Consider the following 13,121-nt stretch of genomic DNA (forward strand, 5'->3'; position numbering starts at 1 on the left):
CGCCACCGCATCCATATCTCATCTTCCCCAAAACAGGATGCCGGTATGTCCCTCCCCGCTCTCGCAGGCTCTCGCGTTCAGGCGCTGCTGGATCGCGCCCGTTCCCTGGACTTTCTGGCGCCGCTGGCGCTGCGGCTGTACCTGGCGCCGGTATTTTTCAGCGCCGGTCTCAACAAGCTGAGCGCTTTCGACGCCACCGTCGCCTGGTTCGGCAACCCGGATTGGGGCCTGGGCCTTCCTTTTCCCTGGCTGCTGGCGTTCATGGCCACCGCCGCCGAATTGATCGGCGGTGTTCTTCTCCTTCTGGGCCTCGCCACCCGCCTTGTCAGCGTGCCCTTGATGGCCACCATGCTGGTCGCCATCTTCGCCGTGCACTGGCCCAATGGCTGGTTCGCCATTGCCCCTTCCAATGCGGAAACCAGCATGGCGCGGCCACTGGCGGCGCTGGGCATCCCCGCCGCCGAGGCAAGCCTTGAAAACAGCGCCGGGGTCGGCGAGCGGCTGGGGCAAGCCCGCCGCCTGTTGCAAGAACATGGGCACTACGACTGGTTAACGGAGAAAGGCTCTTTCGTGGTGCTCAATAACGGCATCGAGTTCGCCGCCACTTACCTGCTCATGTTGATGGTCTTGTTTTTTCATGGCGCGGGCCGCTTCCTGAGCCTGGATTACTGGGTCGCCCGCTTTCTGACGGCAACAGGACAGAAAGACTCAGTTCCGCTGGCCCAGCCAGAGAGCCGTTAGGGCGGCGCGGCTCCTGACATTGAATTTACGGTAGATACTGCCGACATGCTTATGGGTGGTGTCGGCCTTCTGGTCCAGCTTCTCCGCGATCTGCTTTTCCGCCAAGCCAGTCAACAGATGATGCATCACCTTCTTTTCGGTGGGCGTGAGTGGCTGCCGGGCAATCAACAGGCCATGGCCGAGCAGCACCTTTTTGTGAAACCACCCCAGGCTGCGCAACGTCTCCGCGGCCACATCCAGTTCGGCTTTGCCAAACGGTTGCTCACTGCCGACCCGATTGAAGCAGAAATAGACCTCGGTGTCGGTATTGACCGGCGCCGCCACGAAGAGGGTGTCGGTGATGTTGCGGCGTTGATAATAATGCCGATAGTGTGGTCCGTTGAAGAACTCCGCCGAAACGTGGTCCCGCATCAGCGTGGCGCGAAAACACCCGGCCTGGCGCACATGATTACGCGTGCTTTCATCCACCGGGTATTCCCCCGCTTCGAACTTTTCCATGTTGTTCTTCACCACCGACTTGTCGTCGGGCATTTCCTTGTAGAAAAACATGGGGCCAGGCCGCCAGCCCAGCATCGGGTCCTTATCGGCATCCAGATGGCCGAGCAGGAAACAGCTGAGCCAATAGCCATGATCGGCATCAATCAGCTCGCTGATGGATTCCAGCAGGTAACGCAACCCATCCGTTCCCAGTAGCGGCTCGGGAAAATCGGCCAGTCGATCCCAAATACGATGAATGTGCTCGCGAACGGTATTGGACATGAAACGGATTATTGTTGACCCCCAGGGCAGGCTTGCGCCCATTCTACCCATCATCCGCCACGATATACCAAGTCCGGCCCTTGCCCACGTCTCATCTCCTGTTCCTCATTCGATTGCGTTATGGTTCCAGTAAACGCTAATAAGAGGTGAATCATGGGTGTGCGCTGGTGGTTAGGCCGCTGTCTGGTGCGTTATCTGGCTCGTCCCCGGCCGCATCTGTCGCTGGCCCCCGCCACCGGGCTGCAGCGGCTGGCGGACACGGTGCAAGTGGGCGACGTACTGTTGGTGGAAGGCACCAGCCGTTTCAGCTCGGCGGTAAAATATCTGACCCAGTCCACCTGGTCCCATGCCGCTCTGGTGGTCGACACCGGCCCCTCACCGCGGCATTGCCGGCTGATCGAAGCGGATTTGGAACAGGGTGTACGCGAGGTTCCGCTTGATCACTATCGCGGCTTTCACACCCGGATCTGCCGAAGCGTGGGGCTCACCGCCGAAGACCTGGCGCGGGTGGTGAGCTACGCCCGTGAGCGGGTGGGATACCGCTATGATCTGCGCAATATCATCGACCTGGCCCGCTACCTGATCCAGACACCGCCCGCCCCCAGCCGCTGGCGCCGCCGCATGCTGGCGCTGGGCAGTGGCGATCCCACCCGCGCCATCTGCTCCACGCTGATCGCGCAGGCGTTTCAGTCGGTGCGCTATCCGATCCTGCCCGAGGTTGAATGGGAAAATCAGTGCGATCCGGCCCAACGGGGCTACTGCCGGGAAATCCTGCATATTCGACACTACAGTCTGTTCGCGCCAAGAGACTTCGACATTTCGCCGTATTTTCAGGTGATTAAGCCGTCTCTGCGGGGTTTCGATCCCTATCGGGTCAGCTGGTCACCGGAAAGCGCGGCGACGGTATCGGATCACTGATCCCCCTTTTCCATCGCCGCTAGGCCCGCTAGAAGTCCAGACTGTAACCCACCGTCACGACACGGCCACGTCCCTTGAAATACTGGCTATTGGTGGTGGTTCCGGATTGTGAGTAGTAGGTGAAATAATCCTCGTTGAACAGGTTTTCCAGCCCTCCACTCAACTGCCCCTTCGGTAACTGATAGATCACGGACAGATCCACCAGGTTGTAGCCCTCGAAGCGTTTCTCCGGTTCGTCGAAATGTCGGCTGAAGTAATGGGTACCCTGGATCTGGGAGCGCAGCTTCCCGGTCCAGTTGGCCTGCCACCTCAGCGTCAGGCGATCCGGCGCCACATTGCGGCCATCCAGTTTGGTGTCCACATGCCCGTCCTCGTTGCTGTCATAACGGCCACGAACTTTGGCGTAGCTGGCACTGAGGCGGTGTTTTTCCAGAACCTGCCAGCCCACACTGGCTTCCAGGCCGTCAATCTCGGTCTTCTCTCGGCGCACCTTGGTGAAGCCATCGGGATCCTGTTCAAGACGCTGCCCCAGATCGGAATCGGATTGGTAGTAGCTGACCTCGAAGTCCACCGGATGCTGGTGAAACCGCAGCCCGACCTCGCGGTTTTCGGTAATGATCGGGCGCAGGTCCAGGAATTTCTCGAGGTCAGTGTTGGGATCGTCGATCTCACGCAACACCCGGCCCACATCCGGCAGCCCGAAGCCTTCCGCGTAGCTGGCGAACAGCTGCCAGCCGTCCGTGATCTGATAGGTGAGACCGGCGTTATAGAGTGTTTCATCGTAGCTGGGGGTGCCGCCTGTGATGTGGGCACCGCCATAGGATGCCAGCGTGGTGAAGTCATCCACGTCCAGCTCAGCGTACTCATAGCGAACACCGGCCTGGGCTGAGAGTCGCTCATTAACTCGCCAGAGCCCCTGCAGGAAAGGCGCGATATTGCGGAACCGGGTCTCCGGCACCCATTCCCGATGGGTCAGCACCATGATCTGGCTGGTCTCGTCCTGAATCACGTCGAAACCGGCGGTGAGTTTGACCCGGCCATCGAAAAGACCATCCCGGTTCAACGTGAACTTGCCGCCAATCTTGTCGGCCTCGTTTTGCGATTGGTCGTACAGGTTGTTATCGGGATCAATGTCCGGATCCTGAAACACCGAAAAAACACCACCGCCGTACCGGGCCCGGAACCGTTGCGTATACACCTGGGCCTGCACGTCGTTGCCCAGAAAATCACGGTGATGATAGTTGAGACTGGTGGTCAGCACTTCGTTGCGGGGCGGCTTGCCACCGGGATCGCCCTTGACCGAGGTGGTAGGCCTGCCGATGGAGCGATCGCCATCCACGGTCATGTAGTCGTGGTTGCTTTCGAGAAAAAAGCGGTTGGCGGTGAATTGCAGATTCTGATTGTCATCGAACCAGTAGCCGATTTTCACCATCACATCATGGCCCTGGGAATCCATGATATCGCCCTGGCTGCGGTCGATGCCCACCGGGTCTCCCTTGGCGTCATGGAACAAGCCACGGGAGTGATAGGTGACGCCGGCGAGGTAATCCCAGTTACCGGCGATGCCTTCCACCCGATAGCTGCCCATGTAACTGACACCGTCGGAATCGAATCCGGTGGGGGCGCTGATATTGGTGGCGATGTGTTGGCGGACATCGTCGCCTTGCGGGCGCCGGGTGACAAAATTGATGATACCGCCAGTGGCGCCCAAACCGTGCTCGGCACTGGCGCCGTGGATAACTTCGATGCGATCCACCATGGACAGATCGATGGTGTAGCTTTCCCGGCTGCTGTCTCTCAGCGGGTTCGATTGCGGCACGCCGTCAATCAGGAACAGCGGCTTGCGGCCACGAAAGGTTTCACCGTAGTTGGTCAGCTTTTGCCGGCTCGGCGCATAGGACGGAATCAGGCTGCTCAGCACCAGGGACTGGTCGCTGGTCATGGCCATCTGTTCCTCGATCTGCTCCCGGGTGATGACGGTGACCTTCTGCGGTGTTTTCCCCAATTGCGCTTGCGACCGGCTGGCGGTAACGGCCACCGGTTCCAGAACCGCCGGAGCCGCCGCTGCCGTCAGCACCACCGAGCGCTCATCCACCCGCCGCCAGCCAAGACCGCTTCCAGCCAGCAGTCGCTCCAGCGCCTGTTGCCGGGTGTAGGCGCCCCGCACCCCTTGGGTATGGTGGCCTTCCGTCATCGCGGCATTGGCGGAGACGATCCAGCCGGATTGAGCGGCGAAACGGGCGAGCCCTTCTGCCAGAGGGCCGGCGGCAATGTCATAGTTTTGCTTATCAGTTACCGGCGCGACGGTCGGTGCCTCCTGGGCCCATACCGGGCGTTCCACCAGGCAGGGCAGCAAAAGGAGGGAAAGAGCCAGCACCAAGGGCTGGCGGCGAAGCCTGAAAAGCATGTCGTTCTCCTGTTTTTCGTTTTGCGCATGGGCCTTTGTGATCTAAGCCCCGCGAAAAGCGAAAACCGGAAAAAAAGTTCGTCGCGATTTAAAAGGAAACAGAATTGCTCTCCATCAGGGACAGCGGCAAGCGCAGGTGTTCTTCTGGTCTTGGAGACATAAATTCTGAGGTCGCTACAACTCCGCTGTAGGAGCCCTTTCTGTGCCAGCAATCCGTCCGCCCCGTGCTCCCCCATTGAGTGAATATCAGCGTGACACGGATTCGACCTTGACCCACCAGGGTGTCAGGCGTGTCACTTTCACCGGCAGGGTTGCTTCCAGCACCTGGAGAATGCGATCCGTGTCGTCCAGCGGAAAACCGCCACTCAGTTTCAGATCCGCCACGCTCGGGTCATAGCGGAGCACCCCGCGCCGGTAACGGGCCAGCTCATCGAGGAAGTCCCCCAGGCGCCGGCCATTGGCCACCAGCAGCTTGTCACGCCAGGCGTTCTCTTCCGCCGATGGGCGTATGCGCTCCCGGCGCCCCTCGCCATCGACGACAACGCCCTGCCCGGCTTCCACCAGCCACTCCCCGGCGTCACCAACGGCGGCGTTCACCGCCACCCGGCCACGGTCGACCCGCACCCGAAGATTCTCTTCGGTGAGGCGTACACCGAAGGACGTGCCCAACGGCATCGCCGAGCCCAAGGCGGTGGTGACTCGCATGGGCCGGGTATCCCGGGCGGTCTCCAGATACAGCTCACCAGCCCACAGGTGCAATTGGCGGTCAACAGAGCTGAAGTCGAGAGACACCGCGCTGTGGGTGTTCAGCCACAGCCGGCTGCCATCGGGCAACGTCACTTCATGAATTTCCCCCACCGCGGTGCGCAGGTCCGCCCTTCCCAGACCGGCGGGCAACTGCCGCCAGCCCCACCATCCCAGCGGCGCCAGCAACAGCCCGCCGCCCAGACCGCGCAACAGGCGCCGTCGGCGACGCCCGGCATCGCTCAGGATCTCACCGGCGGACTTTACCGGCATGGAGTGAAAGGCGCGGTCGATTCGCTCCACCCTGTCCCAGGCCCTTTGGTTGCCGGCGCTGGCGTTGAGCCACTGACGCCAGTGCGCCCGGTCCTCTTCGCTGACGTTATCGGCACCAAGGAGGGCGAACCAGCGGGCGGCCTGCTCCAACGCCTCATCGGAAACCTCCGCAGAGCTCATGGTAGTAGCCCCGGATCCGCCTTCAGGCAATGGAACATAGCTTGCTCCATGTAGTTACGCACTGTCCTTTCCGACACTGCCAGCCGGGTGGCGATATCGACATAGCGCATGCCATCCAGGCGGGACATCAGAAAAACCCGCCGTACCTTGGCGGGCAGCGCATCCAGCAGCACATCAATGCGGTAGAGGGTCTCGATCACCAGGTAGCGGGTTTCCGGCGATATCGCGACGGGTTCCGGCTGCTGCTGGAGCGTCTCCAGATAGGCCTGCTCGATGGCCTTGCGACGCCAGTAATTAGCCAGCAACCCGTTGGCGATACGCCCGAGAAAAGCCCTCGGTTCGCGGATATCGACAATGTCGTCTTCACGGTGCAACAGCCTCGCGAAGGTATCCTGGGCCAGATCCGCGGCCAGTTCGGAGCAACCCGAACGCCGGTACAACACCGCTCGCAGCCAGTTATGATGGTGCCGGTAAAGCGTCTCCAGTGACGGATCGGACATAGGGGCTGAGCTGCCACGTGGACAGAAGGGCAAATGAGTGACGAATGGAAATGATAACCATCATCAATTATGGATAACAAGGGCCCGGATGTGTTTTTCTGTACACCATGGAGAAACCGCTGATTAAGCCTTCGTTACAACGCTTTGCCGCCCACCCTGTCCAGTAGCGCAGCATCGGCGCCCGGACGAAACCGCGACGGTCGTCTTCATCCGACAGACTAAAATTGCCCGGCGGTCCGTAACAACCGCCGCCGCCGGGCATCCAATTCACGGAACCAAAGAAGGAAGACAGTGATGAGAGACGACGTTCAGGACTATTACGGCAAGCGCCTTTCCGGCAGTGGCGACCTGCAAACCAATGCGTGCTGCGACCAGACGCCTCCGGACTACCTCAAGCCGCTGCTGGCACGCCTCCATGACGAAGTGATCAGCCGTTACTACGGCTGCGGCCTGGTGGCACCGGCGGCTTTGCGCGGCGCCAGGATCCTGGATCTGGGCTGCGGCTCCGGCCGTGATGTGTATCTGCTCTCCGCCCTGGTGGGCGAGCAGGGCTCGGTGGTGGGTGTGGACATGACCGGGGAGCAGTTGGAGGTGGCCCGTCGCCACCAGGATTTTCACCGTGATCAATTTGGCCACGGCCACAGTAACGTTGCCTTTTTTGAGGGCTACATCGAGGAACTGGATCGACTGGATCTGCAGCCCGGCAGTTTCGACGTGGTGGTCTCCAACTGCGTGATCAACCTCAGTACCGACAAGGCGAAGGTGATCTCGGACGTCAAACATCTGCTGAAACCCGGCGGCGAGTTTTATTTCTCGGATGTGTACGCGGACCGGCGAGTGCCGCAGTCGCTCACCCAAGACCCGGTGCTCTATGGAGAATGCCTGTCGGGCGCCCTCTACTGGAATGATTTTCTCACTCTGAGCAAGCAGTGTGGTTTTGCCGATCCCCGGCTGGTGGAGTCCCGCCGGCTGACCATCGACAACCCGGCCATCGAAGCCAGGCTCGGCGACATTCGCTTTTACTCAGCCACCTACCGTTTGTTCAATCTCGACGGTCTGGAACCCGCCTGTGAGGATTATGGCCAGGCAGTGATCTACAAGGGCACGGTGGAAGAACACCCCCACGGCTTCATGCTGGACGGACACCACTACCTGCCCACCGGCAAGGTCTTCCCGGTATGCGGCAACACCTGGCGTATGCTGGCGGAAAGCCGATTCCATTCCCACTTCGACTACATCGGCGATTTCAGTACCCACTACGGCATTTTTCAGGGCTGTGGCACGAGCTTGCCGTTCGAAGACACGCAAAGTTCCTCCAGCGGCGGAAGCTGCTGTTGAGCACACCGACGAGGTGACGATGACAGCGAAGAAAGGTTTTCTCCTGCTCCTGATTGCCGCGCTGGTGGCGGCGTTTTTCCTGTTCGATCTCGGCCAGTATCTGAGTCTGGACTACCTGAAGTCCCAACAGGCGGCCTTTCAGGAGCTGGCAGGGGAACACCCCCTGCGGGTACTCGGCGGTTTCTTCGTGCTGTATGTGCTGGTCACCGCCCTCAGCTTGCCCGGCGCCGCCATCCTGACTCTCGCGGCCGGCGCCCTGTTCGGGTTCTGGTGGGCGTTGCTGCTGGTGTCGTTTGCCTCCAGTCTGGGGGCTACTCTGGCGTTTCTGGCTTCCCGGTTCCTGTTCCAGGACGCGGTGCAACAGCGCTTCGGGGAGCGGTTGAAAAAGATCAACGCCGGCGTGGAAAAAGACGGCGCCTTTTATCTGTTCACGTTGCGTCTGATCCCGGTGTTTCCGTTCTTCGTCATCAACCTGTTGATGGGGCTCACACCAATCCGCACCGGCACCTTCTACTGGGTTAGCCAACTGGGCATGCTGGCCGGCACGGCGGTATACGTGAACGCCGGCACCCAACTCGGACAACTGGAGAGCCTCTCCGGGATCCTCTCACCGGGGTTGATTGGCGCTTTTGCGCTGCTGGGCCTGTTTCCCTGGCTGGCGCGGCTGCCTGTCCGCCTTTGGCAGACACGGCGGATTTATCACGGGTATCAGAAGCCCCGCCATTTCGACCGTAACCTGGTGGTGATCGGCGGCGGTTCCGCCGGCCTGGTCAGCGCCTACATCGGCGCCACGGTGAAGGCGAAGGTGACCCTGGTGGAGCAACAGCGCATGGGGGGCGACTGCCTCAACACCGGTTGCGTGCCCTCCAAGGCCCTGCTCAAGAGCGCCCGCATCGCCCATCTGGAAAAGCAGGCACACCACTACGGTTTCCGTTCCATTGCCAACGAATTCGACTTCAGCGATATCATGGCCCGGGTACAGCGGGTGATCAGCAAAGTCGAACCCCACGATTCCGTGGGGCGCTACACCGAGTTGGGGGTGGAGTGCCTGCACGGCCATGCCCGCCTGATCTCCCCCTGGGAAGTGGAAGTGGATAATTCGACCGAGGGTAACGAAGGCACCACCCGGCTCACCACTCGATCGGTGATCCTGGCCACCGGCGCAGCCCCCTTGGTGCCACCGATCCCCGGCATCGACCAGGTGCGGGCGCTGACCTCCGACACGCTGTGGCAATTGAAGGCTTTGCCTGAGCGTCTTCTGGTGCTCGGCGGCGGGCCCATCGGCTGCGAACTGGCTCAGGCGTTTTCCCGCCTTGGCAGCCAGACCACCCAGGTGGAAATGCAATCACGCCTGATGCCCCGGGAGGACGAAGACGCCGCCGCGTCCGTCACCGCGGCCCTGGAAGACAGTGGCGTGCGTGTACTCACGGAGCATAAGGCCCTGCGTTTCAGTGTGGAGAACGGCACCAGCCAGTTGCATGTGGAACACCGGGACCAGGAGTCCGTGCTGCCCTTCGACGCGGTGCTGGTGGCGGTGGGCCGGCGCGCCCATACCGAGGGGCTGGGCCTGTCGGCCCTGGGCATCACCACCCGGGCCAACGGCACCATAGAGGTGAATGAGCGGCTGCAGACCCGCTTCCCCAACATCTATGCCTGCGGTGATGTGGCCGGCCCTTATCAGTTCACCCACACCGCCGCTCATCAGGCCTGGTACGCGGCGGTGAATGCCCTGTTCGGGCGGCTGAAATCCTTCAAGGTGGATTATCGGGTGATTCCCTGGGCCACCTTCACCAGCCCGGAAGTGGCCCGCGTGGGTCTGAATGAGGACGATGCGCGGCAACAGGGTATTCCCTACGAGGTGACCAAGTACGGTATTGATGATCTGGACCGGGCCATCGCCGATGGCGTGGATCAGGGCTTCGTCAAGGTGCTCACCGAGCCCGGCAAGGACCGTATTCTTGGCGTCACTATCGTCGGCGAATCCGCCGCCGAACTGATCAGCGAGTATGTGCTGGCGATGAAGCACGGACTGGGGCTGAACAAGATTCTTGGCACCATTCACATCTACCCGACCCTGTCGGAGGCCAATAAATACGCCGCGGGGGAATGGAAAAAGAACCACAAACCAGAGCGATTGTTGCGCTGGGTGGAACGTTTCCACGCCTGGCAACGCTGACCGCCGCAACGGAGATTTCCCTATGCGCCCCGTGATAGTCACTCTGCTGCTGCTATTCACCGGCATCGCCCAGGCCTTCGAACACGCCACCTGGGACGCCCTGCTCAATGCCCATGTGCAATGGGTACGCGGTGGTGCCACGTCACAGGTGGATTACGACGGTTTCGCCGCCGACCAGGCACGTCTGGATCACTACCTGGACAGCCTTGGCACCGTATCCGAACAGCAGTTCAGGCGCTTTCAGCGGGATCAACAACTGGCGTTCCTGATCAACGCCTACAATGCCTTCACGGTAAAGCTGATCCTCGATCAGGATCCGCGCCCGGATTCCATCCGTGATATAGGTTCCCTGTTCTCCGGGCCCTGGGATCAGCGCTTCTTCGAGCTGCTGGGCACGCCTCGTACCCTGGATGAAGTGGAGCATGACCTGATTCGCGGCAATCCGGAGCTCATGGATCCGCGCATTCATTTTGCCGTGAACTGCGCTTCGGTGGGCTGCCCGGCGCTGCGCCCGGAAGCCTACACCGCCGAGAGACTGGATCGGCAGTTGGAGGACAGCACCCGCCGCTTCCTGTCCGACCGGCAACGCAACCGCTATGACGCCGATCGAAACCGCCTGGCGATCTCCCCCATTTTTAAATGGTACCGGGATGATTTCGCCGACGCGGCCGGCACGCTCCACCGCTGGCTGGCCCGCTACCATGCTCCCCTGGCGCTGTCCGAGGACACCGCCGAAGCACTGCGGAGAGGCATCCTGGACCTGAGCTTCATGTCCTATGACTGGTCCCTGAACAGTGCCCGGTGACGCCGCTGGGCACGCATTGTCCTAGCACTTTGGTACCGCTGTTTTAACCATTCGGCAATAGACAACGATTCTCATTTGTCTTAGTGTCAGCGCCCGTCCTTACAAACGATACATAACTCTCACCAACAAAAAAGGAGAACGCCCATGCGCCCTCTCCGCTTCGGCGTGCCTGTCTCTCTGCTGTCACTGACCCTGGCCCCCCTGGCCATGGCCGAAAACGATCCTCACAAACTGGATGCCGTCACGGTCACCGCCAGCCGGTCCCAGGGGGAAGTGGGTAAAACACCACAGAAAGTCACCGTGATCACCCGCCAGGAACTGGAAGATCAACTGGCCATCACCGGCGACCAGGCTCAGGTACTCAGCAACCTGATTCCCGGCTATGCGCCGAGCCGGCAGAAACTGAGCAATGCCGGCGAGAGCTTCCGGGGCCGCAATCCATTGTTTCTGGTGGACGGCGTGCCCCAGTCCAATCCATTGCGTGACGGCAGCCGTGACGGCTACACCATTGATCTGTCCATGGTGGAGCGCATCGAGGTGATTCACGGCGCCAGCGCCGAGCACGGCCTGGGGGCCACCGGAGGCATCATCAACTTCGTCACCCGCCGCCCGGAAGGCGACCGTGTGCGCCAGCACGCCGGCGTCAGCGTCAGCGCGCCCACCGACTATGAGTCCGACGGCCTCGGCTACAAAGCGGACTATCGGGTGGAGGGGCTGCATGGCAAATGGGACTACCTGGCCGGCGTCACCTACCAGTCCCGCGGGCTGTTCTATGACGCCAACGGCGATGCCATCGGCGTGGACAACACCCAGGGCGATATCATGGACTCCGAAAGCCATGACGTGATGGTGAAAGTGGGCTACTGGTTCGACGACAACCAGAACCTGCAATTGACCGTGAACCGCTTCTTCCTGGAAGGGAATCACGACTATGTCATCGAGAATGGCGTTCGAAGAAACCGGACGCCCACCACCTCCGAAAAAGGCGATCCGGAGGGTAAACCCACCCGTAACGAGGTGCTCACCACCAGCCTCAACTATCACAATCTGGATCTGGCCGGGAACGACCTCCAGCTTCAGCTTTACACCCAGCGGTTCCGCGCCCGCTACGGTGGTGGCACGTTCGATACTTTTCAGGTCGACCCGGAGGCCCTCGGTGAAGACAGGATCTACGATCAATCCCAGAACGAGTCCGACAAGGTCGGTGGCAAAATCACCCTGAACCGGGACGGCCTCTTCAACGGACGGGTCAAACTCACCACCGGCCTGGACGTTCTGCAGGACGAGACCAGTCAGGTACTGGTCCACACCGATCGCGAATGGGTACCAGAGACCCGGTTCCAGAACATCGCTCCTTTCTTGCAAGGGGAATGGCGCGTTACCGACCGCCTTACCGCCCAGGCCGGGGTCCGCTATGAGTACGCCAAACTGGATGTGGATGACTTCACCACCCTGGCCTACTACGGTGATGACCACAAACAGGGCAATCGCGTCGTTGGTGGCGACCCCAGCTTCGACGAGACCTTGCTCAACGGCGGTCTGACCTACCAGATCACGGAGGGCTTGCAATTGTTCGCCAACTACTCGGAAGGGTTCGGCATGCCGGACGTCGGCCGTGTGCTGCGTGCCATTGGCGACGATGGCGCGCGAGTGGATGACTTTCTGGATCTGCGCCCCATCGTCACCGACAATCGCGAAGTGGGGATTCGCATCAATCAGCACCCGGTGACCTTCGAAGCCAGCTACTTTGAATCCGACTCGGACCTGGGCGCCCGGCTGGCCGACAATGGCAGTGGCTTTTTCGAGGTCAAACGGGAAAAAACCGAGATCAACGGCGTGGAAGCCCGGGTCGGCTGGCAGGTGGAAGAAAACCATCATCTCAGCGCCAGCTACGCTCACACCAGCGGCAAATACGATGGCGACGACGACGGCCATTTGGAAAGCCGCCTGGATGCCCGCAATATCGCCCCGGACCGTGTGACACTGCGCTGGCAGGCCCGCTGGACCAGTCGCCTGCGCTCTCAAATTCAGGGCTCCCATTATTTCAGCCGTCACTTCGATGACGACAACACCAACTTCGACGGCTACAACCTGGTGGATCTCTCCCTGGTCTATCAACTGCCCAAGGGCCAACTCTCCGGCGGCATCGAGAATCTGTTCAACGAAGACTATTTCACCTACTACTCGCAGAGTGCCACCAACCGCGAGGATCAGTACTTCAAGGGACGCGGGCGCGTGATTACGGTAGGCTACAGCCTCGATTTCTAAGGACCGTCATTC

Annotated in this window: 10 protein-coding genes; 6 read left to right on the plus strand and 4 right to left on the minus strand. The window is 60.8% G+C overall.

The genetic code is table 11. The annotated features are described in order from the left end of the window. Positions 1 to 45 precede the first annotated feature (45 nt). Positions 46 to 741 carry an HvfX family Cu-binding RiPP maturation protein gene (locus CRO06_RS00570; RefSeq protein ID WP_080530463.1) on the plus strand — a complete coding sequence of 232 codons (696 nt, stop codon included), beginning with the start codon at positions 46 to 48 and terminating at the stop codon, positions 739 to 741. Here CRO06_RS00570 and CRO06_RS00575 read toward each other — a convergent pair. Next, on the minus strand, positions 709 to 1,500 hold the full coding sequence (locus tag CRO06_RS00575; protein ID WP_022993827.1) for a helix-turn-helix transcriptional regulator: 792 nt from the start codon (positions 1,498 to 1,500) through the stop codon (positions 709 to 711). The genes CRO06_RS00570 and CRO06_RS00575 overlap by 33 nt on opposite strands. A 153-nt stretch (positions 1,501 to 1,653) precedes the next feature. On the opposite strand from CRO06_RS00575, the gene CRO06_RS00580 reads away from it, so the two are divergent. Continuing rightward, positions 1,654 to 2,418, plus strand: a complete 765-nt coding sequence (locus CRO06_RS00580; protein WP_097057478.1) for a YiiX/YebB-like N1pC/P60 family cysteine hydrolase — start codon at positions 1,654 to 1,656, stop codon at positions 2,416 to 2,418. Between the two features lie 28 nt (positions 2,419 to 2,446). Here CRO06_RS00580 and CRO06_RS00585 read toward each other — a convergent pair whose 3' ends face one another. The 3 genes from CRO06_RS00585 to CRO06_RS00595 all read right to left on the minus strand — a co-directional run bounded on the left by CRO06_RS00585 (position 2,447) and on the right by CRO06_RS00595 (position 6,522). Then, positions 2,447 to 4,825: a TonB-dependent receptor gene (locus CRO06_RS00585; RefSeq protein WP_097057479.1), complete on the minus strand. Its 2,379-nt coding sequence runs from the start codon at positions 4,823 to 4,825 to the stop codon at positions 2,447 to 2,449. A 246-nt stretch (positions 4,826 to 5,071) separates the two neighbouring features. Further along, the gene (locus CRO06_RS00590; protein ID WP_097057480.1) at positions 5,072 to 6,022 is read right to left on the minus strand and encodes a FecR domain-containing protein; all 951 of its coding nucleotides are present in this window, start codon (positions 6,020 to 6,022) and stop codon (positions 5,072 to 5,074) included. Beyond that, positions 6,019 to 6,522, minus strand: a complete 504-nt coding sequence (locus tag CRO06_RS00595; protein WP_097057481.1) for a sigma-70 family RNA polymerase sigma factor — start codon at positions 6,520 to 6,522, stop codon at positions 6,019 to 6,021. The genes CRO06_RS00590 and CRO06_RS00595 overlap by 4 nt, the downstream gene beginning before the upstream one ends. A gap of 294 nt (positions 6,523 to 6,816) precedes the next feature. Here CRO06_RS00595 and CRO06_RS00600 point away from each other — a divergent pair, with 294 nt between their 5' ends. The 4 genes from CRO06_RS00600 (at position 6,817) to CRO06_RS00615 (ending at position 13,109) form a co-directional block, all read left to right on the plus strand. Then, on the plus strand, positions 6,817 to 7,860 hold the full coding sequence (locus CRO06_RS00600) for a methyltransferase domain-containing protein (RefSeq protein WP_026949444.1): 1,044 nt from the start codon (positions 6,817 to 6,819) through the stop codon (positions 7,858 to 7,860). Between the two features lie 19 nt (positions 7,861 to 7,879). Further along, positions 7,880 to 10,036 carry an FAD-dependent oxidoreductase gene (locus CRO06_RS00605; protein WP_097057482.1) on the plus strand — a complete coding sequence of 719 codons (2,157 nt, stop codon included), beginning with the start codon at positions 7,880 to 7,882 and terminating at the stop codon, positions 10,034 to 10,036. 22 nt (positions 10,037 to 10,058) lie between these two features. Then, positions 10,059 to 10,841, plus strand: a complete 783-nt coding sequence (locus CRO06_RS00610) for a DUF547 domain-containing protein (protein WP_097057483.1) — start codon at positions 10,059 to 10,061, stop codon at positions 10,839 to 10,841. Positions 10,842 to 10,985: 144 nt separating this feature from the next. Then, positions 10,986 to 13,109 carry a TonB-dependent receptor gene (locus CRO06_RS00615; protein WP_097057484.1) on the plus strand — a complete coding sequence of 708 codons (2,124 nt, stop codon included), beginning with the start codon at positions 10,986 to 10,988 and terminating at the stop codon, positions 13,107 to 13,109. Positions 13,110 to 13,121 lie beyond the last annotated feature (12 nt).

The sequence above is a fragment of the Alloalcanivorax xenomutans genome, assembly GCF_900217905.1.
Lineage (GTDB): Bacteria > Pseudomonadota > Gammaproteobacteria > Pseudomonadales > Alcanivoracaceae > Alloalcanivorax > Alloalcanivorax xenomutans.

What these genes read in the sequence shown, in the direction of transcription:
- CRO06_RS00570 (WP_080530463.1), top strand. Translation starts at nt 46, where the DNA reads ATGTCCCTCCCCGCTCTCGCAGGCTCTCGCGTTCAGGCGCTGCTGGAT.
- CRO06_RS00610 (WP_097057483.1), top strand. Translation starts at nt 10,059, where the DNA reads ATGCGCCCCGTGATAGTCACTCTGCTGCTGCTATTCACCGGCATCGCC.
- CRO06_RS00605 (WP_097057482.1), top strand. Translation starts at nt 7,880, where the DNA reads ATGACAGCGAAGAAAGGTTTTCTCCTGCTCCTGATTGCCGCGCTGGTG.
- CRO06_RS00585 (WP_097057479.1), bottom strand. Translation starts at nt 4,825, where the DNA reads ATGCTTTTCAGGCTTCGCCGCCAGCCCTTGGTGCTGGCTCTTTCCCTC.
- CRO06_RS00600 (WP_026949444.1), top strand. Translation starts at nt 6,817, where the DNA reads ATGAGAGACGACGTTCAGGACTATTACGGCAAGCGCCTTTCCGGCAGT.
- CRO06_RS00615 (WP_097057484.1), top strand. Translation starts at nt 10,986, where the DNA reads ATGCGCCCTCTCCGCTTCGGCGTGCCTGTCTCTCTGCTGTCACTGACC.
- CRO06_RS00575 (WP_022993827.1), bottom strand. Translation starts at nt 1,500, where the DNA reads ATGTCCAATACCGTTCGCGAGCACATTCATCGTATTTGGGATCGACTG.
- CRO06_RS00595 (WP_097057481.1), bottom strand. Translation starts at nt 6,522, where the DNA reads ATGTCCGATCCGTCACTGGAGACGCTTTACCGGCACCATCATAACTGG.
- CRO06_RS00590 (WP_097057480.1), bottom strand. Translation starts at nt 6,022, where the DNA reads ATGAGCTCTGCGGAGGTTTCCGATGAGGCGTTGGAGCAGGCCGCCCGC.
- CRO06_RS00580 (WP_097057478.1), top strand. Translation starts at nt 1,654, where the DNA reads ATGGGTGTGCGCTGGTGGTTAGGCCGCTGTCTGGTGCGTTATCTGGCT.